Origin of the sequence: Acinetobacter sp. AM, assembly GCF_003105055.1 — a bacterium.
In the GTDB taxonomy this organism is placed as follows: domain Bacteria; phylum Pseudomonadota; class Gammaproteobacteria; order Pseudomonadales; family Moraxellaceae; genus Acinetobacter; species Acinetobacter tibetensis.
The window spans coordinates 22,308-42,604 of sequence record NZ_QETG01000023.1 but is presented as its reverse complement, the minus strand read 5'-3'; the positions used below and the strand labels follow the sequence as shown (position 1 = coordinate 42,604).

Below are 20,297 nucleotides of genomic sequence, written 5' to 3'. Positions count from 1 at the left end.
TTGTCTATAAATTGGTCGCTATATCTTACCGAATTTTCGTTCAAGACTCCATGTATGCGACAGGGTTAAACTCACTTGTACAGATTGTTTTCTCCGATCTGTACAAATTCTTAGCGTGCACGGCGCAATAAATAGCCACCCACCACAAACATAAAGACAATTGGTACGAATACAAACCAAGCGGGTGACGGGCTATACACCAAACTGGCATAACCCAGAAAATCCTGTAAATAAAAGAAACCAAGTCCAATAAATAAAGCAATCACCAAACGAAAGCCCATCGATTGTTGACGTAATGGTCCAAAAATAAAAGAACAGGCAATCAAGACCAGCGCGATTAAAGCAAATGGCGAACCCACTTTTTGCCAGAATGCCAATTGGTAGGTTTTAGGCACTTGGCTATATTCATGCATATAACTCATAAAGCTGACCAATTGACTCGGCGATAAATCTTCAGGATCAATAGTGACCATATGGACATATTTCGGTTGTAATGCCAAAGCCAAGGGTTGTTGTACTGCATCGCGTTTGACCGCATTGCCTGCATCCTGAATTTCTACCTGTTCAGTGTCTTTTAAATTCCAACGACCATCTTGAACAAATTGTCCTTGTTCAGCATCTAATACACTATTTAAACGGTATTCTTGATCAAAATCGACCACTTGAATATTACGCAATTGACCTTTTGAGTTGGCATAATCAATATAAATAAAGCGCTGCCCTTCACGCGTCCAATAGCCTTTTACTTCGCCCAGAGCTGCCACACTACGATGGCTTTTCACACTCTTGGCCTGTTCATTGGTATAGGGGATGACCCATTCGCTTAATACGAAGGATAAAATCACCAGAATTAAAGCTGAACGAATCACCCAGCCCACAATACGCCACAAACTAATCCCGATGGAACGCATCACAATCAATTCACTGTTAGATGCCATGGTGCCTAAGCCCAATACCGCTCCAATTAAAGCAGCAATCGGTAAAATCTCATACAGATAGCGTGGTGCACCCCATAAGACATAAATCAGAGCCTGCCAAGCGGTATAGGTGTCATTCAGCTCACTTAATTCCCCCAAATAGGTAAATAGAATTTGTAATACCGACAAGACCGCTGTCGCCCCCAACATGGCATAGGCTGTGGTCTTAGTCACATGTTTCGCGACAATACGACGTGCAAACATTTTAAGACCTCACTCGCTGAATCTGCTTCTTAATTTTTGGAGCTAGTTTTTGCTTACGCGAGAAAATCGCGGCTGCCATTGCATAGACAAAGAGCACCAACGGATAGGCCCAAATTCCAATTTCCTGTTTGCTGACACGGGTTTTTATCGCCATCATCGCGACAATTAGGCTGGCAAAAATCAACAGTGCAGGAAACAGTTTTAAATAACGTCCCTGACGTGGGCTCACTTCAGACAAAGCCACAGCCAATGCTAATGCCACAATCATGACCAGTGGAACAAACATCCGCCAACCCAACTCGCTGGCAACAGTTGGGTCATTACGGTTTTGCCATAACTTACTCGTGGTTAATGCCTCGACTTCAGCACTTTCGAATTTAGCTTCTTTATCATTTTCTAAACGCAAGCGATAACTTTGAAATTCGGCTTGGGTATATTTTGGTTGACCTGAATAGATTTCATAACGACGACCTTGGATCAAATCGACCACATTGGCGCTGTCATTCGCCACTTCAACACGTGTTGCTTCTTTTGCCAGAATCATGACGTCTGGCTTACCTTCTTTTTCTGCACGTTGATAAAAGAAAATATCTTTCAGATTTCGCCGATCTTCTGATAAATCGCCGGCATAGATGGTATATCGACCCGAAGAAATAAACTCTTTAGGGCGAACCAAATCGAAACCCGTACGTACTGCCTGACTGGTGGTCAGTTGTTCAAACTGACGTAGGCCCCAAGGTGACATCCAGAGCATTAACACACCCTGTAACAGCATAAATACCAAGGTCAATGGAATCAGCATGCGTGCCAATTGATGTCGGCTGACGCCACTTCCGTTCAGGACAGCCATTTCATGATCGACATATAAACGACCAAACACCAGCATCAGACCAATAAAAAATCCCAAAGGAAAAATCAGCGTTAAAAACTCAGGCAAACGATAACCGATGATGCTGAATAAAATACTCGCATCTAAACGACCTTGAGCAGCGACACCGAAATACTTGATTAATCGGCCGCCCATCATGATTAAGGTCAATAAGCCAATCACAACCAATGAATTAGACACCACTTGCTTGACTAAATAACGCCGAATAATCAAATTGATTCTTCCAATTTCAAAAAGAGTAAAAACTACCGTTAGTTTACCCGAATGTTAAAAATATAAAACCTATTCCCCTGCTTCTGCATTGAAACTCGAACCATAAAAATGTTTCAATGGCTGAATGACTTAAAACCCTCAAAGGCGTGAAGACCCCCTATGAAACTCAGCTTGAATACCGCTCTACCCACTCCCGCTACCGATCAGGCTTTATTCATTTTAGCCGACAATGCTCAGCTTGCTCAGATCGCATCAACATATCAAATCAATGACTTAGAACAGATTGTACAAGCCACGCAATTTAAAGCTGGATTCAACGAAACTTTACCACTCTTGGCAAAGATTCCCGGATTTGCTCACACGGTTCTAATTGGACTCGACAAAGTTGAAGATTTGCAACCTGCAAAATTAGCAAAAATTGCACAAAGCATTATCAAATCTTCACAAAAAAAATATCAGCAGATTCAAGTTGATCTGAATGCTTTACCTGAAGCCTTGCATTATTTATTTGCCTTAAGCCTCACTCAAGCAACTTATGGCTATGATGAATTTAAATCGAAAAAGAATGAATTTTTACTCAATGAAATTGGACTTATTGCTGCGCAAAGTCCTTTAAATCATTCACAGTTAGGCCTGATTCAAGCCATTCAATCAGGTCAGGATTATGCACGTGACTTAGGTAACCGTCCGGGCAATATCTGTTTCCCTGAATATTTAGCCGATCAAGCTTTAGCTTTGGCACAGCAATACCCAGAGCAACTCAAAGTTACCGTGATCAATGAACAGGAAATGGCCGATCTGGGCATGTTTGCCTTTTTAGCAGTCAGCCGTGGTTCAGACCGCCCGGGTCGTATTATTACTCTGGAATACAAAGGTCAACCAGATCAAGCACCGATTGTTTTGGTCGGTAAAGGCGTGACTTTCGACACAGGTGGTATTTCACTCAAACCCGGTCTAGGCATGGACGAAATGAAATTCGACATGTGTGGTGCCGCCTCTGTACTTGGCACCTTACGTGCTTTATGTGAAGCAAAATTGCCCATTCATGTGGTGGGTGCAATTGCCGCCGCAGAAAATATGCCGTCTGGTCATGCCACCCGCCCTGGAGATATTGTCACCAGTATGAGTGGTCAAACGGTTGAAATCTTAAATACCGATGCCGAAGGTCGTTTGGTGCTCTGTGATACCTTGACCTATATCAAACGCTTCAACCCTGAATTGGTGATTGATATTGCGACCTTAACAGGTGCATGTGTGGTGGCTTTAGGTTCTGTCTTAACAGGCATGTTTACCCCAGATGATGAACTCGCTGCTGAATTAAATGCCGCAGGTCAGACCAGCTTTGACCGCGTATGGCGTATGCCTGTGATTGATGATTATCAAGAGCAGCTCGACTCACCATTTGCCGACATTGGTAACATTGGTGGTCCAAAAGCAGGTGCAGTGACCGCTGCATGCTTCTTGCAACGTTTTACCCGTGAATATCGTTGGGCACATTTGGATATTGCAGGCACAGCATGGCTTTCGGGCAGCAACAAAGGTGCAACTGGACGTCCAGTGCCATTGTTAATGCAATTCTTAGCCAACCGCGTTAACACGAATGGCTAAAGTTCGCTTTTATCTGTTTGAAAAAAGTCCAGAACGGCAAGTTGAAAGTACTTGCCGTTTGTGTCGTAAAATTCTGCGTCAACCCAAACGGATTTGGCTGTATTGTCCCGATGCCGCATTGCAGCAGCAATTGGATGAACGCTTATGGAGTTTCGATGCAGCCAGCTTTATTGGACATGGTATTGACCAAGAACATGCCAGTATCTGCATCTCGGCACGCTTACCCACAGAAAATGATTGGATTGTGTTTAATTTTAACAATCAGGCACTTGATCAATTTCATGAATTTAGCCAAATTATAGAAATTATTGAAAATAATGATTCTGCTAAACAGCTCGGTCGTGAAAAATTTAAACAATATCGACGTTTAGGCATTGAACCTCAAACTTTCAAGCTTTAACTGTTCAACCTTAGGGAGAAATATGGTGGCATTAAATGTCGGTCCAGATTTTAAACAGCGCTGGCTAGAAGCGCCTGAAGCTGTACGTCAGACATTTATGGATGATCTGAATCATATTTGTGATTTATTACAGCCCGAGACACAAACACAGCTCTGGCTCGCAGCAGATCAGAAAGCACAACAGCAAGCACAACAAACCATTGAACAAGCCTATGCCGATCTCAAAGCACGCCTAATTGAAGAAGCGCGAGTTCGTCATCAATTGGCTTTAGAGCAATCCTTAGCCAATAAGCGGGCTGCAACTGAACACTATGCGCAACAACTCTTTGCGGATGAAAAACGTCAATATGCTGAACAAACACATACTTTAGACACCTTGCGCCAGCATATTGAACAAGAAACGCTGCGCTATACCGAACGCTATCACGTCAATGATAGTCACCAAAATCTGGACTTTGCTCCAGGCATGGTGCATGTTTCAGATCAACAGATTTTGTCTGAATTGGAAACTGTGCGTTTACGTTTAGAACTTGAAGCTGAAGCGCACATTGAACAAGCCGTGAGTAAATTCCGCAATAAATTGCGTGCCGCAGCGCAAGAAGAAATTGAATACATATTACATAATTCTAATTTTTCTGATGTAAAACCAACGGTTTAATTTTTCTACTTCAATTTGATGTGTGTCATGAAAATGACACATAAATGTCACAATATGGTCATCACTTTAAAACAAAACTTTGAAGTGTTGACGCCAAAAATTGACATATCAATAAATTAGGAAGAAAAAATGGACCTACTGAACCACGTTTCTCACCGCATTGCTGCTCTCGATTCAGGCGAACAATGGATTGTTTCTGCTCAAAAACTACTGATTAGCCGCACCGATTTTCAATCACTTTCGGTGTTTCTCTCGCGCGAGTCGGAAAAAGGACTTTTTAGCCTCTCCCCACAAGGATTCAGTGCAACTTGGCATGATGAACCTGTCGTGACCATTATTAAGCATTAACCTTTAAATATTCGTCCCGTAAAGTTGAGTGACTTGTTTGAACAGGTCACTCCATAAACGTAAGGGTGGCAAAAAAGATATTGCCCGCGCCATAACCAATACTCAGTAAAACGCCAATCCAGATTACACTTCCAATGGTGTTGTACCACATAAAACGGGAAAGTTTCATCTCGCCTGCACCTGCAGCAAAAGGAGCAAATGAACGTACAAAGGGAATAAACCGCGCCAGAATAATGGTCTTACCACCATGTTTGACAAAGTAATGGTTGGTTTTACTTAGATACTCGGGCTTTATCCAACGTGAATGACGGTGTAAATACTTAAAGCCTAATTTTTTACCCGTATAATAATTTACGGCATAACCCAATATCGCGGCAATTATGAGTAATGTTCCCATGCTATGCAGCTGAATAATGGCAGAGGATGAGCACAAAGCACCTATAGCGATCAATAAACTATCGCCAGGCAGAAAAAACATAAAAACAAAGCCCGTTTCTGCAAAAATAATCAGAAACAAAATGGCGTAAATCCAGACGCCATACTGCGACAATAGAAGCGGCAACATTTGTTCTAGATTTAGAAAAAAATCAAGCATTACATAAATCTACGCTAATCAATTTAAGTATCACGTGCTTTATTTCACTCGAATAGAAACGAAAACAGCCCTGTAGTTTAGGCTGTTTTCGCATCCGATATATACTTTTTATTTTAAAAAGCCATTTTCCGCCAAGAAATCCATACTGATTTTTGACTGTGCTTGGGTCTCTGCGGCTTTATCACCCAACAATAAACGTTCGATATAACGTGCCAAGACATCGACTTCCAAATTCACTTTCGAACCCGTTTTCCACGTCCCAATATTGGTCCGTTCTGCCGTATGTGGAATTAAGTTCAGGCTGATGATATTGCCGCGTAAATGGTTGATGGTCAGACTAATGCCATCCACCGTCACCGACCCTTTCTCGGCCAAATACTTGGCAATTTCTAGGGGCGCAGTGACTTCAAAATAGAGTGAACGCGCATCTTCACGCACCAAGGTAATCTCCCCCACGGCGTCCACATGACCACTGACAATATGCCCACCAAAACGTGTGGTCGGCAACATGGCTTTTTCTACATTGACTGGTTGACCAACTTTCCAGTGCCCCAACGTCGTTCGATTCAAACTTTCACGTGAAACATCGGCGGCGTACCACGTATCGCCCCATTCAATCACCGTTAAGCAGATTCCATTGGTGGCAATCGAATCACCTAAATGTACATCTGACATGTCCAAATCCGTTTGAATACGTAAACGTACATCACCGCCCACACTTTGCAAGCTTTCGACTCGACCAAGGCTTTCAATAATTCCTGTAAACATAATCTTTTCTCTTTCCTGAATTTGGACTTACCACAATGCCAACTGGGTACTTACACCTGAGGTATCAACTCCACCCAATTCTGCGAAATGATACAGTTGACCGAGTAACTGACGTAGTGGCGGACCAGATTTAGCATGAGTGTCGGTAATCACAATAAATTCCAACACACGTGCGCGCTCCGACTGACGTTGCTTACTGACCCGATAACGCGGGACATCTTGGGTTAACAGCGTGACACGTCCACGCTCAAGATTGGCTTTGAGTAAATCGGCAGCTTCAATATTACCATCGGTTGAATAACTGGTCAGAATATAACGTGCATTGATGGTCGACAGTAATTTTTCATAGGCTTCCTTGGCATACTTAGAAGAATTGTAAGGACTCGGGCGCTCTTTACGCCACGCGCGGTCAATTCCACTCTTAAAGCCTTTGGTGTCTGGGCTTGGCAAATCCACCTGATCCCATAAGGTCAGCGCATTCAACACATGATAGTTACTGCTATAAGCATGTTGGTTATACGGTGGATCTAAATACGCCACATCCACTTCAAAACCACTCATCTGATTGGCTAAATGCTGTGCATCGACACACCACATTTCTGCGGCAGGGCGTTTTGGATCGCCTATTTCACAAAAACGGCTTGGGGTTAGCCAGAGCAAGGATTCAATACGCTCCAAGGCTGTTTGGGTTTTACCGCCCCAACCATGATGAAAACTTTTAAAGACACCACTGGTATTGCTGACAAAACTGGCTGAATACAACAACGGCGCCAACAAAGCACTCATTTCTATATCGTCAATCGCGCCTTGCGCTTGCCAAGTGGCAATTTGCTGACGAATTGCATCTATCCGCATACCATTGCGACGTTTAAAGAACAATCGGTCACGAGCGGGATCGTAAATTTCATCATTGCGTGGGCACAGGTTATGTGTGACCCAACCCTTCACTTCTGGCAACCGATTTAAATAATCAATCGCCTTTTGATAGCCGCCCAACTCTTTAAATGCAGGCGCATCCGTACAGGCCAGAATGGCATGGTTTAAGGCATGACTATAAGGTTCCCAGTCATTGGCAATGACACGATAACCATTCTGACGTGCCAAACGGGAAACCACGCCACTACCTGCAAAAAAGTCAGCAAAAATAGGCGAACGACCTTTGGCATTCAAGGTTCCTGTCTGCTCAAGTGCCTCTAAAATCAGATGTAATAAACGACGCTTGTTTCCTAAATAAGGAACCAATTGATGAAATAAGTATTCGTCTGTGGTCCGTGCCGCGTGACGTCGTTTATGATAAACCGTAGACTCTTGATTCATATAGACTCTTGAATGGGTGTTAGCCTTAAGCGCACATCATTTCCCACTTGGGAAACATCGATGAGCTTAAATCGAAGTTGCTCTGCCAAATGCGTAAATTCCGCATTAAACATCGCACGTGCAGATTGACCTAATAAGGTGGGTGCAACATAACTAATCAGTTCATCAACCAATGCCTGCTTGAGAAAAGCACTGGATAAGGTTGCGCCCGCTTCGACCAACACATCGTAAATTTGAAAATCTTTTAGGGTTCTTAACAAACTTTCTAAAGATTGAATTTCTAACTGTATCACGCCCAACTGCGCCAGTTCAGGACGGAAAGGTCCCATTACCATGACTGTATCGGGCTGTTGTAAAATCTGGGTATCTAAAGGTAAGCGACCTTGTCGATCTAAAATAACGCGTTTGGGCTGCACTACCGTATTGATATCTTCAACGTCTGGCAATTGACGCACATTTAATAAACAGTCATCTGCCAAAATCGTATCAATGCCTGTAATCACTGCCCCTGAAATGGCACGCCAGTGCTGAACATCCAATCGAGCCTCTGCGCCAGTAATCCATTTCGATTCACCTGATGCCATTGCGGTTCGACCGTCCAAACTGGAGGCAACTTTCAAGCGCACATAAGGTAAACCTGTTGCCATCGCCTTGAGAAAGCCTCGATTCAAGGTCGCGGCTTCAGCCTCACACACCCCAGTCCTGACTTGAATACCGGCTTCCTGAAGAATATGAATACCTTTTCCTGCCACTAAAGGATTAGGATCTGAACAAGCAACGACAACTTGTGCAATTCCTGCGTCAACCAAGCCTTTGGCACAAGGTGGAGTACGGCCATAATGCGCACAAGGTTCTAAGGTGACATAAGCTGTTGCACCATGTGCTTGATCACCAGCTTGGCGCATGGCAAACACTTCCGCATGAGGTTGTCCTGCACGTGGATGAAAGCCCTCTCCGACCAATTGTCCATCTTTGACAATCACGCAACCGACATTCGGATTAGGTTTGGTGGAGTATTGCCCCTGCTGTGCTAAGCGAATAGCGCGCTGCATCCAAACTTGGTCTTGGTTTAACTCAGACATGGGCACACTCATTCATGTTCACGTTGTTGCATTTGTTCAATTTGACGACGAAAAGCTTCCACGTCCTGAAAGTCCTGATACACCGAAGCAAAACGTACATAAGCCACATGATCCAAGGCAAATAAAGCTTGCATAACAATTTCCCCGATAGTGCGTGACTTCACATCACGTTCTCCTAAACGGCGAATATGTAGCTGAATATCGCTCAACACAGCTTCAATTTGTTCTTGTGTGACGGGACGCTTTTGTAACGCATGCATTAACGAGCGGCGTAGCTTGGCTTCATCAAAAGGTTCATTTTTACCGTCTGATTTAATCACACGTGGCATGACCACTTCATAACTTTCAAATGTGGTAAAACGCTCACCGCAACTAATACATTCACGGCGACGTCTGATTTGACAGCCTTCAGCGGCTAAGCGCGAGTCGATGACTTTACTGTCTGCGGCGTTGCAAAAAGGACAATGCATGACGGTCGAATTAAACAAAACATTTTTGAATTCTGAGTGTAGCAAAAATTATGGTTTTTGTAGAGCATTACGCTAGATATGGAAAAAAAACAGCCCTTTCGGGCTGTTTTACACAATATATTGATTATATCGCGAGAAAACTATTCAATGCGTTCGCCATGTTGACTTAAGTCAAGACCCATACGTTCATCATCAGCTTCTACACGAATACCAATCACCACATCAATCACTTTTAAGATCACGAAAGTTAACACTGCAGAGTAAGCAATAGTCGCAAGTACACCTTCAATTTGAACCCACAATTGGCTCATCATATTTGCAGGTGCTTTATCTCCCATGATGAATTCACTGGCAAAGACTGCTGTGAGAATTGCCCCCACAATACCGCCAACACCGTGTAAACCGAAAGCATCTAATGAGTCATCTGCTTTAAGGGCACGTTTCAGACCAGTAATCCCCCAGAAACAAACTACACCACCAATCAGACCCATCGCCAAGGCGCCACCAACGGTCACAAAACCAGCCGCAGGAGTAATCACGACCAGACCTGCTACCGCACCAGATGCACCACCCAGTACAGATGCTTTACCGCGTACCACTTTTTCAGTAATTAACCATGCGATTGCCGCTGCCGCTGCTGCAACTTGTGTGGTGACCAGTGCATAACCTGCTGAACCATTTGCACCCAGTGCTGAACCGCCGTTAAAACCAAACCAACCGACCCATACAAGGCTTGCACCAAGAACCGTTAATGTCAGGTTATGAGGTGCCATAGATTCACGACCTAGCCCCATACGTTTACCTAACATGTATGCAGCCACTAGCCCGGCAACACCTGAGTTAATATGTACGACTGTACCGCCTGCAAAATCAAGTGCGCCATCGTTAAATAACCAACCGCCACCCCAAACCCAGTGCGTAATTGGCGCATACACCACAACTACCCAGATCGCGATAAATGCCACAAATGCCCCAAATTTCATCCGTTCAGCAATGGAACCACTAATAATGGCAACGGTAATAATGGCAAAAGTCATTTGGAAAATAACAAAGAGAATTTCAGGAATTGTGCCTGTTAATGCTGTGGTGGTAATCCCTGACAGCATGATTTTATCAAAACCACCAATAAAGGCATTTCCTTCAGTAAATGCAAGTGTATAACCCACAATTACCCATGCAAGGCTCACAACGGCCGCAGCAACAAAACTGTGTGCCATGGTGCTTAAAACGTTTTTCTTACGAACCATACCACCGTAGAAAAGTGCCAAACCTGGAATGGTCATTAACAAGACCAATGCGGTAGAAACTAAAATCCAAGCTGTATCACCCGTATCGAGGGTTGGTTCTTCAGCCGCAGGAGCTGCAGCTTCTTCAGCTGGAGCAGGTGTCGCAACTGCTTGTACATCTGGCGATGCCGCCGCAGTCGTTTCCACTGTTGTTGTGACTTCTTCTGATGGAGCAGATGCTGTTACTTCTTCAGCCCAAGCAACAGAACCACCTAAAAGTGCGCCTGATAAACTCAGCGCGAGTAGCATTTTTTTCATTCGTGTCCCCCAACCTAATTTTGCGAGTTACTCGATACTCTGCAAACTTTATGCCAAATTAAACAGCATCTGGACCTGTTTCACCTGTACGAATACGGATCACTTGCTCTAAGTTAGTCACAAAGATTTTTCCGTCACCAATTTTTCCAGTGCTCGCAACACGAGTGACCGATTCAATCACTGCATCAACCATTTCGTCACTAATTGCGATTTCAATTTTAACTTTTGGAAGAAAATCAACGACATACTCAGCACCACGATACAGCTCAGTATGACCTTTTTGACGGCCAAAACCTTTGACTTCTGTTACAGTGATCCCTTGAACACCAATTTCTGACAATGCTTCACGCACATCATCTAATTTAAAGGGTTTTACAATTGCAGTTACTAGCTTCATGTTTGTTTTTCCTTCGGCTTTTTTCACCAGTAAGGTTTTATGTTCAATTTTCGTGCCAAGATTTCTAAGGTTGAGGGAAATAAAAATCTGATACACAACTCTATTTATACCTTATTTTTGTCTTTTAATCGAAGCTTAGGTCTTTAATATTCGAGATTTTTAGCCAAAAGTCGGCTATTTTTTCCAGATCGTGTCAAGGATTATTGCGATAGCACTATAGTCTCTGTCGAAGCAATGCTAAACTGCTCCCGCTCTTCTCCAGCAATATGGATAAAACAATGATTGAAACTTTATTACAAGCCATTCTAGAACAAGTAGAACAACCAAAAACTGATTTGGAACATAATTTAAGAGCCTTATTAAATGAGGCTGTCACTAAAATGGATTTAGTTTCTCGTGACGAAATTGAACGTCAGAAAACTGCGCTTCACAATGCCAATCAACGTTTAACCGAATTACTTCTCCAAGTCGAAGCACTCGAACAAAAAATTCAGAACAAAAAATAAGCACACTATTAGTGCAATAAAAAACCAATAACGATCAAAAATAACGCACCAAAATGGAACAACAACATGTCTTTTGCAAAAATAAATACGCGAGGGCTATTGGGGCTGCATGCCCCACTGATTGAAGTCGAAGTTCATTTAAGTCAAGGATTACCATCACTTACCATTGTAGGATTAGCAGAAGCTGCTGTTCGGGAAAGTAAAGATCGAGTCCGTTCAGCTATTATTAATAGTGGTTTTCAGTTTCCCAGTAAACGTCTCACGATTAATCTTGCACCGGCAGATTTGCCCAAAGATGGTTCACGCCTAGATTTACCGATTGCCTTGGGCATTTTAATTGCGTCTGGGCAACTCCCAGAACAAAATATCGATCATCTTGAATTTATTGGGGAATTGGCGCTAGATGGTCAATTACGCCCAACCACAGGAACCTTGAGTATTGCCATCGCGTGTCAGCAAGCGCAACACCAATTGGTTTTGCCCGAACAAAATGCATTGGAGGCAGCACAACTGCCCCATTTTGACGTGTATGCAGCAAAAAATCTCAAAGAAGTGAGCGAACACTTAAGCCAACACAAGCCGTTATCTCCTGTGCAAAAGCCTGTCGACTCACCTTTACATCGCTATAAATTTGATCTGGCTGATGTGAAAGGGCAACTTCGTCCACGGCGGGCTTTAGAAATTGCAGCAGCAGGTGGTCATTCCTTACTGTTTCGTGGTCCCCCAGGCACAGGTAAAACACTATTGGCATCGCGTTTACCCAGTATTCTTCCACCACTCAGTTCTAGTGAAAATTTAGAAGTAGCCAGTATTTATTCTGTTGCCAATACGCAGCATCATTTTGGACATCGCCCTTTTCGCGCGCCACATCATACCGCTTCGGCCATTGCCTTGGTGGGTGGAGGGTCACAACCTAAACCAGGCGAAATTACTTTAGCGCATCTAGGTGTCCTGTTTTTAGATGAACTTCCTGAATTTGATCGCAAAGTTTTAGAAGTGCTTAGACAGCCTTTAGAATCCAAAGAAATTGTGATTTCTCGGGCATCTCGTCAAATGACTTATCCTGCCAATTTTCAGTTAATCGCTGCCATGAATCCTTGTCCATGTGGCTACGCGTTTAATCAAGATCAACGTTGTCAATGTTCCACAGAGGCCATCAAACGTTATCAAAATCGAATTTCTGGCCCTCTATTAGATCGCATAGATTTGCATATTGATGTACCACCGCTTACGGTACATGAATTACAAGCACATGCACCTGCTGAAAATTCTGATCAAGTACGTCATCGTGTGACTCAAGCCTATGAGCAACAAATTCAACGACAAAATTGTTTAAATCATGCTTTGAACCCACAGCAACTGGAACAATTTGCAGGATTGAATGAGCAAACCCAAAAAATGCTTGAATTGGCTCAACAACGTTTAAATTTATCTGCGCGGGCTTATCATCGAGTTTTGAGAGTGGCCAGAACCATTGCTGACTTGGCAAATTCGGCTGAAATTCAAACTGGACATTTAAGTGAAGCTCTATCGTATCGGCAGCAAAGCCTTTAATACGGTTAAATTCCAAATAAAAACCTCTAGTTCTTAGAACTAGAGGTTTTTTTAACACCCTTAAATTTAGAATGTTTTGGTTAAGGTAAAGACTGCACCTGTTTCTACGCCACGAGCGGTTGCATCATCCATAGCATCTGTATCAATATTTGTACCTATCGCTGCTAATTCAGCCGTTGCACCAGAAATTGATTGAAATGCATAGTTAACACCGACTTTCCAATCTACATAGTTATCATCGCCGCCAAATGAATATTTGTCTTCATCATCCACAACGGTATAGCCCACACTTGCTACACCGCCAAAACCTGTTGAACCAAATGGAACAGCGTAGCCTGCATTCACATTCCAACTGTTTGTATCTGCACCTGCATAATCATTGGTAAAGTTCACATTGGTCAGAATGCTGTCCCCTTCAGCCAACACACTTGCGAAAGTCAATTTGCCATAAAATTCAACCCAACTTAAGTCAGTTGCACTTGGATAGTTGTAATACACCACACCCACATCCAATAAAGGTTTGCTGGCAAAGCTATCCAATGTGGTTGCAAAACCCAACGATGGATCTAGTTCTAAACTTGGGGTCCCCGAACCAAAGTTTACATTGGAACCCCAAAGCCCAAAATACATACCTGAATCATGTGCAAGTGTGAATCCTGCTTGAACCGCTGGATCATTTTGAGTTTGAGACAATCCACGGAAACGATAGTCTGTTGTTACTGCTGCATTGCCGCTAAAAGAAAGACCAAATGGTGATGCTGCTTGATCATCTGCAAAGGTAAATGTTGAAGCCGCCGCAACAACCGCCATAGATAATACTTTTAATGTGAATTTCATTCTGAGGTTCCCCCACATCGAATTACGACGTTTTGCTGTAATTAATAAACTCAGAAATGTATTAGCAAGCGCTATGCCAACTTTAAAAAATATTTGTCACGTTGCTGTTCGCTGTCAAATATTGAGAAACTTCAGGCTGAACTATCAATTTGCATCGTGATAGGGTTTTATAAACCATACGCTGTGTCTAAAAAGTTCTGAACTTCATCGGCCATACCATAAAACGACTCAACCTATCTGTAACGTAAAAAGACCGTAAATTTCATATAAAACAATAAATAACAGATACTTATAAAAATTATTTTTTACTTTTTATCAAAATTTTCCAATAAGACTGATTCATATTGATCTTCGAAATGACCTAGATCATTAGCATGGTTACTTATTTAAAAGGCTTTAATTAAGGCAATGGGCACATCATGCAGAACATTGATTATTTTTATATTGTTTATTTCAAAGATGGTTGATTGCTGAATAAAAACCTAGGCTGTATTTTGAGATTACCAATCATTGAAGTCGTATAAGACCCATCCCTTTATGGCATTCGCATTCTTTTCAACAGACCAAGATTCGCTTTAATCATGGTATTTCTAGCCAGAAACCAGACGTCATTGATCGATGATGCATATTTCTGTTTGGCTTTTACTGCTCAGAGCACATTTGATTGGCAAAATTTGAATCAATCCGTTTTGATTGAGTGCTCAAAATGCTTCATTTCTGTTCAAAAATAGAGTTTCACACCACAGGTTGTACAAAATACACGCACTATTACTGACCACACCCAAATTTTTAATATGCTGCGAAGCACAATTTATTCCAACATTATATGCTCGGCATTCAAAGGAAATTGCCCTGCACCTAAATGAAACATTTCTCATTTTCATTTAGAAATTAAATCTATTCATAAAAGCAAGACACAATTCGCATACAAAATAGCCAATCAAGCCAATATTGAAGAAAAAATAAACAAAGAAAAATGTGATTTTTCTTTGTTTGATCGAAACAAAAACAGTGGAAATTTTCCATTTAATAAAATATATTTTTATTATGAATGAATGGCTTATGTATAAAATATACTTATCCATTTCCCAACAACAATAATGTAATCTCGTCAAGTAGCTGGTAACAAGAATGAAATAAAATTAATAAAAATCTATCTTTTTTATAGATTAATTATACAATTTATTAAAATTTCGAGTTATGCCAAAAAACGAAATTCTGAATCTAACTTTTTTGAGGTTGTTTCTTATGCCAAAAGCGCAAAAACTTACATTAGCAGTATTAATTCAGGCTGCCCTTATTACTACAGCTTATGCAAGCGAACAAAGTGAAGCAAAAGGATTTGTAGAAGATGCTGAAGGATCAGTGTTGTTCCGCACTGGTTATTTATCTCGTGACAAAAAAAATGGCAAAGCAGATACAAGCTCAGCTGCTCAAACTGCTATGGTTAAAATCGAATCAGGCTATACACAAGGTATTGTCGGTTTTGGTGTGGGCATCATTGGTGATGGCTCATTCAAAATCGGAGATAACAAAAACGCTGGAAACAACATGATTCCACGCGAAACGTTAAATGGTAAAGAAAACTCTGGTGATACTTACGATCACTGGGGTCGTGGTGGTGGTATCGTAAAAGCACGTATTTCTAACACTGAAGTTCGTTACGGTACTCAAGTACTCGACTTACCAGTACTTGCAAGTAATACTGCTCGTTTAGTTCCAGAATACTTTGAAGGTGTATTGGCAACGAGCCGTGAAATTAACGGTTTAGAATTAACTGCGGGTAAATTCACTAAAGACCAATATTCAGACCAAATTAATACTGATGGTCGTCACTTAGACCGTGCAGTGGTTTGGGGTGCAAAATACAAGTTTAATGATCAAATCAATGCATCTTACTATGGCTTAGACAGCAAAAATGCACTTGAACGCCATTATGTGAATGCCAACTACAAACAAGCTTTGGCAAATAATAGCTCTTTAACATACGACTTCAGTGGCTATCACACTAAGTTTGATGCTAATGCTAAAACATATTCAGCAACTGGTACTGTTGCTCCTGATTATGCTGATAGCATGATTGCAGGCGAAGAAAAAACTAACAACATTTGGGCAGTTTCTGGTACTTACAATACTGGTAACCATAATGTAATGTTAGCGTACCAACAAAACAGTGGTAATGTTGGTTATGACTACGGTGAAAATGCTGATGGTGGTCAAAGTATCTATCTACCAAACTCTTACCTTTCTGACTTTATTGGTAACGATGAAAAATCGGCTCAACTCCAATACACTTACAACTTTGCAGGTATGAATGTTCCAGGTTTAACATGGACAACTGCTTATGTTTACGGTTGGGATATCAAAGTTAAAGATGTAACTGACAGCGCTCAAGAACGTGAATTCTTTAACCAAGTGAAATATACCGTTCAATCTGGTTTTGCTAAAGATGCAAGCTTACGTTTACGTCACTCATATTATCGTGCAAGCGATGCTTACCAATCTGCATACATTGGTGACACCAACGAATGGCGTATCTGGTTAGATGTCCCTGTAAAATTCTTCTAATTTGAAGTCATTTTCAGAGATTTAAAAAAACCTGCACAATGTGCAGGTTTTTTATGGGTTCAGAAAAATAAATTCATCTAAACCCTTATTTTACTTAGAAATTATTTTGCAGCTTCAATTGCTTTAAGCACTTCTTGCTTAGCAACTTCAGAACCTTCCCAACCTGTTAACTTCACCCATTTTCCTGGCTCTAAATCTTTGTAATGAGCAAAGAAATGTTCCACTTGCTGGATTAAAAGCGGAGGAAGATCAGTATATTCCTGAATGTCTTTATAAATTGGCGTTAATTTTTCATGTGGTACAGCGATTAATTTCGCATCAATACCGCCATCATCTTCCATGTTTAATTTACCCACAGGACGGCAACGAATCACTGAACCTGGCTCAACTGGGTGCGGTGTTACAACAAGCACGTCAAGCGGGTCACCATCTTCAGACAAAGTATTTGGTACATAACCATAGTTCGCAGGGTAGAACATTGCTGTACCCATGAAACGGTCTACAAATAAAGCGTCAGAATCTTTATCAATTTCATATTTGATTGGCGCTGCGTTTGCAGGAATTTCAATGATGACATAAATGTCATTTGGTGCATCTTTACCCGCTGGGATATTGCTGTAGCTCATAGCATCAACTCTTTAACGATTTAAATTATATTGAAACCGAAATTAAGGTCTTCGGTTTAATCACGGAGCGATTATACATCTGCCCCGTAAAAATAGGGAATATGCACGTTCATTAGCTGAGTTTGATCACCAAGATCAGCAGTGAAATTGGACACAATAAGGACAGACACCAGACAATTGAACGCAATGTCGCCCAATTGGCCAAATAACATACCCCATAGACGACACGTAAGACCAAATAGGCTATGCCAAAAGTCATAATCACGGCTTGGGATACCACCATATATTCCGCCATTAAAACAGCAGCAATAAATAAAGGTAATCCTTCAAAACTATTTTGTTGTGCAGCATTGGCACGTGCAGCAATACCTGTTGCCTTGTTTAAAAACTCACGCGGATATTGATTATCTCTAACCTGAAAACCACTCGTAAGTCTGGCAATAAAACTAAAGACATAAGGTAATAAACATGCAATTAAGATGAGATAGACAATACCGCTAATGCTTTGCATTAATTTTGTTCTCGTGAGGAAGCAATAAGACTTATCATAACATGGCAATTCTAGAATATTTTTTGTTAAATATAGTGTTTTGATTACCAAGTCATTCGGGAATAGCTATGTCATTTAATGCTGAGCAACACAAACTGTTCGATGAACTGGAAAAACAACGCCAACATCAACGGCAGATGGATCGTGTACTCGCCATTGTGTTCCCCATTGTTGCTTTTTTACTGACCGTCATTTGTGCCAACCTGAACATCTGGTCGACCGTATGTACCTTTGTTTTACTCTGGGTTGCATTTTGGGCTGTGGGCATTCGTCGCTTACCCTTATGGCATTGGGTATTGATTGCGCTTATTTATTGTTTGGCAGATAATTTCCTGAGTTATGGTAGCTTTAACCGTTCAGGTTTCAGTCGCCAATTCGGCACCATCTTTATTTTCATTGGTATTGCAGGCGTAGGCCGTCCTTATTTTGATCGCTGGCTGATGAAGAAAAAATAAGTGAATGGCATAAAAAAAAGCGCCCCAAGGCGCTTTTTTTAGACAGGTTGAATCTTATGCAGTTTTACGCAAATCTTTACGTAAAATTTTACCTACATTCGATTTTGGTAATTCTTCCATAAACTCAACATAACGTGGGCGTTTATAGCCTGTTAAGTTTTCTTTCGCAAATTCAAGAACTTCTTCAGTAGTTAAAGAGGCATCTTTTTTCACAACAAATAGTTTTGGTACTTCGCCTGATTTCTCATCAGGTACACCAATTGCAGCCACTTCAAGAACTTTTGGATGCTTCGCAATCACTTCTTCAATTTCTGAAGGATATACGTTAAAGCCAGACACTAAAATCATATCTTTCTTACGGTCAACAATTTTGGTGTAACCACGATCATCCATTACACCAATGTCACCTGTACGGAAGAAACCATTCACCATCACTTTGGCAGTTTCATCTGGACGGTTCCAGTAACCTTTCATGACCTGAGGACCACGAATACAGATTTCACCTTGCTCGCCCAATGCAACTGGATTGCCATCATCATCTAAAATTGCAATGTCAGTTAATGGTAATGGAATACCAATCGTACCGCTGAATTCATCCGAAGCAGGTGGATTTGCCGTTGCAACTGGTGAAGTTTCAGATAAGCCATAACCTTCAACGATGTTCGTACCCGTGACTTTTTTCCAGGCTTCTGCAGTCGATGGAAGTACAGCCATACCACCGCCCATAGCCATTTTAAGCTTGCTGTGGTCGAGCTGTTTAAATTCTTCATTATTGACCAAAGCATTGAATAATGTATTCACTGCTGGGAAGAACGTTGGTTGATACTTGCGTAATTCTTTCATCACCGCAGGTAAATCACGCGGGTTCGGAATTAAAACATTGGCTTGACCTTTATACATACCGTACATGGCACAAACCATAAATGCGAAAATATGATACAGCGGTAAAGCACAGAAAATACGGTCATCTGGCTGACCATCTTGAGCACCAAATTTACTTTGGAAAATACCATCACACTGTAATAAGTTAGCCACAAGGTTACGATGCGTTAACTCTGCACCTTTAGAAACACCCGTAGTACCGCCAGTGTACTGTAAAACAGCTGTATCACTGAGGGTTAGATTTGGACGTTTATAGTTGCTTGGGCTTACTTTTGACATTGCCGCATTAAAACGGATATGACCTGGAATATTCCATGTAGGAATTTGCTTACGTACTGAACGCAACACAAAATTGACTAAAGTCCCTTTTAAAGTACCCAACATGTCACCGACAGAGGCAACCACGACATGTTTTACTGGTGTTTTACCGATAATACTCTGATAAACCGAAGCAAAGTTTTCAATAATGACTAAAACTTCAGAACCTGAATCATTTAATTGGTGTTCAAGCTCACGCGCAGTGTATAACGGGTTAACGTTCACGAGCACCAGACCCGCACGCAATACACCTAGAGCAACCACTGGATATTGGAGAACGTTTGGCATCATGACTGCTACACGAGAACCTTTCGCCAAACCTAAACTTTGTAGATAAACAGCAAATTTACGACTCGCTTCGTCAAGTTCACTAAAAGTCAGTGCTTTATCCATAAAGATAAAGGCATCACGTGAACCAAATTTTTGGAAATTACGCTCAAATACATCTACCAAAGAAGTGTTCTCTGGGGGTAATTCTACAGTTTCAGGAATTCCTGTCTTGCGGTATTCAGCGAACCAAATCTTTTCCAT

Annotated in this window: 21 protein-coding genes; 8 read left to right on the top strand and 13 right to left on the bottom strand. The window is 41.7% G+C overall.

Annotation, left to right across the window (positions count from 1 at the left end; translation table 11 throughout):
• Nucleotides 1-110: 110 nt before the first annotated feature.
• Together lptG and lptF are read right to left on the bottom strand one after the other, a co-directional pair.
• Complete coding sequence (gene lptG / locus DCO44_RS12625; RefSeq protein ID WP_116762424.1) at nt 111-1,181, bottom strand: LPS export ABC transporter permease LptG; 1,071 nt, start codon at nt 1,179-1,181, stop codon at nt 111-113.
• Between the two features lies 1 nt (nt 1,182).
• Nucleotides 1,183-2,283, bottom strand: coding sequence for an LPS export ABC transporter permease LptF (gene lptF, locus DCO44_RS12620; RefSeq protein ID WP_116762422.1), 1,101 nt, complete (start codon nt 2,281-2,283; stop codon nt 1,183-1,185).
• 159 nt (nt 2,284-2,442) lie between these two features.
• Between lptF and DCO44_RS12615 the strand changes: the two genes are divergently transcribed.
• The 4 genes from DCO44_RS12615 (at nt 2,443) to DCO44_RS12600 (ending at nt 5,297) form a co-directional block, all read left to right on the top strand.
• Nucleotides 2,443-3,891: a leucyl aminopeptidase gene (locus DCO44_RS12615; protein ID WP_116762420.1), complete on the top strand. Its 1,449-nt coding sequence runs from the start codon at nt 2,443-2,445 to the stop codon at nt 3,889-3,891.
• Complete coding sequence (locus DCO44_RS12610; RefSeq protein WP_116762418.1) at nt 3,884-4,291, top strand: DNA polymerase III subunit chi; 408 nt, start codon at nt 3,884-3,886, stop codon at nt 4,289-4,291. The genes DCO44_RS12615 and DCO44_RS12610 overlap by 8 nt, the downstream gene beginning before the upstream one ends.
• A gap of 22 nt (nt 4,292-4,313) precedes the next feature.
• Nucleotides 4,314-4,949, top strand: a complete 636-nt coding sequence (locus tag DCO44_RS12605) for a hypothetical protein (RefSeq protein WP_228157556.1) — start codon at nt 4,314-4,316, stop codon at nt 4,947-4,949.
• A gap of 129 nt (nt 4,950-5,078) precedes the next feature.
• Nucleotides 5,079-5,297, top strand: a complete 219-nt coding sequence (locus tag DCO44_RS12600) for a hypothetical protein (protein WP_116762416.1) — start codon at nt 5,079-5,081, stop codon at nt 5,295-5,297.
• 46 nt (nt 5,298-5,343) lie between these two features.
• Here the strand turns inward: DCO44_RS12600 and DCO44_RS12595 are convergent, their stop codons facing one another.
• From DCO44_RS12595 to glnK, 7 genes are all read right to left on the bottom strand, one after another.
• Complete coding sequence (locus DCO44_RS12595) at nt 5,344-5,892, bottom strand: VTT domain-containing protein (RefSeq protein WP_116762414.1); 549 nt, start codon at nt 5,890-5,892, stop codon at nt 5,344-5,346.
• A 108-nt stretch (nt 5,893-6,000) separates the two neighbouring features.
• Nucleotides 6,001-6,660 (bottom strand): riboflavin synthase, encoded by a 660-nt coding sequence (locus tag DCO44_RS12590; protein ID WP_116762412.1) that lies wholly within the window; start codon nt 6,658-6,660, stop codon nt 6,001-6,003.
• A 27-nt stretch (nt 6,661-6,687) separates the two neighbouring features.
• Nucleotides 6,688-7,977 (bottom strand): DNA adenine methylase, encoded by a 1,290-nt coding sequence (locus DCO44_RS12585; protein ID WP_116762410.1) that lies wholly within the window; start codon nt 7,975-7,977, stop codon nt 6,688-6,690.
• A complete protein-coding gene (ribD, locus tag DCO44_RS12580) occupies nt 7,974-9,059 on the bottom strand; it encodes a bifunctional diaminohydroxyphosphoribosylaminopyrimidine deaminase/5-amino-6-(5-phosphoribosylamino)uracil reductase RibD (RefSeq protein WP_116762408.1) in 1,086 nt (361 codons plus the stop codon). Before ribD ends, DCO44_RS12585 begins: the two co-directional genes overlap by 4 nt.
• Nucleotides 9,060-9,067: 8 nt before the next feature.
• A complete protein-coding gene (gene nrdR / locus DCO44_RS12575; protein ID WP_116762406.1) occupies nt 9,068-9,529 on the bottom strand; it encodes a transcriptional regulator NrdR in 462 nt (153 codons plus the stop codon).
• Between the two features lie 140 nt (nt 9,530-9,669).
• A complete protein-coding gene (locus DCO44_RS12570; protein ID WP_116762404.1) occupies nt 9,670-11,073 on the bottom strand; it encodes an ammonium transporter in 1,404 nt (467 codons plus the stop codon).
• A 58-nt stretch (nt 11,074-11,131) separates the two neighbouring features.
• Nucleotides 11,132-11,470, bottom strand: coding sequence for a P-II family nitrogen regulator (gene glnK / locus DCO44_RS12565; RefSeq protein WP_016168502.1), 339 nt, complete (start codon nt 11,468-11,470; stop codon nt 11,132-11,134).
• Nucleotides 11,471-11,748: 278 nt separating this feature from the next.
• Between glnK and DCO44_RS12560 the strand changes: the two genes are divergently transcribed.
• Nucleotides 11,749-11,976 (top strand): accessory factor UbiK family protein, encoded by a 228-nt coding sequence (locus DCO44_RS12560; RefSeq protein WP_116762402.1) that lies wholly within the window; start codon nt 11,749-11,751, stop codon nt 11,974-11,976.
• Nucleotides 11,977-12,042: 66 nt separating this feature from the next.
• On the top strand, nt 12,043-13,530 hold the full coding sequence (locus DCO44_RS12555; RefSeq protein WP_116762400.1) for a YifB family Mg chelatase-like AAA ATPase: 1,488 nt from the start codon (nt 12,043-12,045) through the stop codon (nt 13,528-13,530).
• A gap of 66 nt (nt 13,531-13,596) precedes the next feature.
• Here DCO44_RS12555 and DCO44_RS12550 read toward each other — a convergent pair whose 3' ends face one another.
• Nucleotides 13,597-14,367 carry a TorF family putative porin gene (locus DCO44_RS12550; protein ID WP_116762398.1) on the bottom strand — a complete coding sequence of 257 codons (771 nt, stop codon included), beginning with the start codon at nt 14,365-14,367 and terminating at the stop codon, nt 13,597-13,599.
• A 1,248-nt stretch (nt 14,368-15,615) separates the two neighbouring features.
• Between DCO44_RS12550 and DCO44_RS12545 the strand changes: the two genes are divergently transcribed.
• Nucleotides 15,616-16,935, top strand: a complete 1,320-nt coding sequence (locus DCO44_RS12545) for an OprD family outer membrane porin (RefSeq protein ID WP_116762396.1) — start codon at nt 15,616-15,618, stop codon at nt 16,933-16,935.
• Nucleotides 16,936-17,036: 101 nt separating this feature from the next.
• Here the strand turns inward: DCO44_RS12545 and ppa are convergent, their stop codons facing one another.
• Together ppa and DCO44_RS12535 are read right to left on the bottom strand one after the other, a co-directional pair.
• Nucleotides 17,037-17,561, bottom strand: a complete 525-nt coding sequence (ppa, locus tag DCO44_RS12540; protein WP_116762394.1) for an inorganic diphosphatase — start codon at nt 17,559-17,561, stop codon at nt 17,037-17,039.
• Nucleotides 17,562-17,673: 112 nt separating this feature from the next.
• Nucleotides 17,674-18,072: an MAPEG family protein gene (locus DCO44_RS12535; protein WP_116762392.1), complete on the bottom strand. Its 399-nt coding sequence runs from the start codon at nt 18,070-18,072 to the stop codon at nt 17,674-17,676.
• Nucleotides 18,073-18,179: 107 nt separating this feature from the next.
• Between DCO44_RS12535 and DCO44_RS12530 the strand changes: the two genes are divergently transcribed.
• Nucleotides 18,180-18,566, top strand: a complete 387-nt coding sequence (locus DCO44_RS12530) for a hypothetical protein (protein ID WP_116762390.1) — start codon at nt 18,180-18,182, stop codon at nt 18,564-18,566.
• 54 nt (nt 18,567-18,620) lie between these two features.
• Here DCO44_RS12530 and DCO44_RS12525 read toward each other — a convergent pair whose 3' ends face one another.
• Nucleotides 18,621-20,297, bottom strand: a complete 1,677-nt coding sequence (locus DCO44_RS12525) for an AMP-binding protein (RefSeq protein ID WP_116762388.1) — start codon at nt 20,295-20,297, stop codon at nt 18,621-18,623.

What these genes read in the sequence shown, in the direction of transcription:
- DCO44_RS12595 (WP_116762414.1), bottom strand. Translation starts at nt 5,892, where the DNA reads ATGCTTGATTTTTTTCTAAATCTAGAACAAATGTTGCCGCTTCTATTG.
- DCO44_RS12615 (WP_116762420.1), top strand. Translation starts at nt 2,443, where the DNA reads ATGAAACTCAGCTTGAATACCGCTCTACCCACTCCCGCTACCGATCAG.
- DCO44_RS12550 (WP_116762398.1), bottom strand. Translation starts at nt 14,367, where the DNA reads ATGAAATTCACATTAAAAGTATTATCTATGGCGGTTGTTGCGGCGGCT.
- ribD (WP_116762408.1), bottom strand. Translation starts at nt 9,059, where the DNA reads ATGTCTGAGTTAAACCAAGACCAAGTTTGGATGCAGCGCGCTATTCGC.
- DCO44_RS12555 (WP_116762400.1), top strand. Translation starts at nt 12,043, where the DNA reads ATGTCTTTTGCAAAAATAAATACGCGAGGGCTATTGGGGCTGCATGCC.
- DCO44_RS12530 (WP_116762390.1), top strand. Translation starts at nt 18,180, where the DNA reads ATGTCATTTAATGCTGAGCAACACAAACTGTTCGATGAACTGGAAAAA.
- nrdR (WP_116762406.1), bottom strand. Translation starts at nt 9,529, where the DNA reads ATGCATTGTCCTTTTTGCAACGCCGCAGACAGTAAAGTCATCGACTCG.
- DCO44_RS12525 (WP_116762388.1), bottom strand. Translation starts at nt 20,297, where the DNA reads ATGGAAAAGATTTGGTTCGCTGAATACCGCAAGACAGGAATTCCTGAA.
- DCO44_RS12590 (WP_116762412.1), bottom strand. Translation starts at nt 6,660, where the DNA reads ATGTTTACAGGAATTATTGAAAGCCTTGGTCGAGTCGAAAGCTTGCAA.
- DCO44_RS12600 (WP_116762416.1), top strand. Translation starts at nt 5,079, where the DNA reads ATGGACCTACTGAACCACGTTTCTCACCGCATTGCTGCTCTCGATTCA.
- DCO44_RS12535 (WP_116762392.1), bottom strand. Translation starts at nt 18,072, where the DNA reads ATGCAAAGCATTAGCGGTATTGTCTATCTCATCTTAATTGCATGTTTA.
- DCO44_RS12545 (WP_116762396.1), top strand. Translation starts at nt 15,616, where the DNA reads ATGCCAAAAGCGCAAAAACTTACATTAGCAGTATTAATTCAGGCTGCC.
- DCO44_RS12605 (WP_228157556.1), top strand. Translation starts at nt 4,314, where the DNA reads ATGGTGGCATTAAATGTCGGTCCAGATTTTAAACAGCGCTGGCTAGAA.
- DCO44_RS12585 (WP_116762410.1), bottom strand. Translation starts at nt 7,977, where the DNA reads ATGAATCAAGAGTCTACGGTTTATCATAAACGACGTCACGCGGCACGG.
- ppa (WP_116762394.1), bottom strand. Translation starts at nt 17,561, where the DNA reads ATGAGCTACAGCAATATCCCAGCGGGTAAAGATGCACCAAATGACATT.
- glnK (WP_016168502.1), bottom strand. Translation starts at nt 11,470, where the DNA reads ATGAAGCTAGTAACTGCAATTGTAAAACCCTTTAAATTAGATGATGTG.
- lptG (WP_116762424.1), bottom strand. Translation starts at nt 1,181, where the DNA reads ATGTTTGCACGTCGTATTGTCGCGAAACATGTGACTAAGACCACAGCC.
- DCO44_RS12560 (WP_116762402.1), top strand. Translation starts at nt 11,749, where the DNA reads ATGATTGAAACTTTATTACAAGCCATTCTAGAACAAGTAGAACAACCA.
- DCO44_RS12570 (WP_116762404.1), bottom strand. Translation starts at nt 11,073, where the DNA reads ATGAAAAAAATGCTACTCGCGCTGAGTTTATCAGGCGCACTTTTAGGT.
- DCO44_RS12610 (WP_116762418.1), top strand. Translation starts at nt 3,884, where the DNA reads ATGGCTAAAGTTCGCTTTTATCTGTTTGAAAAAAGTCCAGAACGGCAA.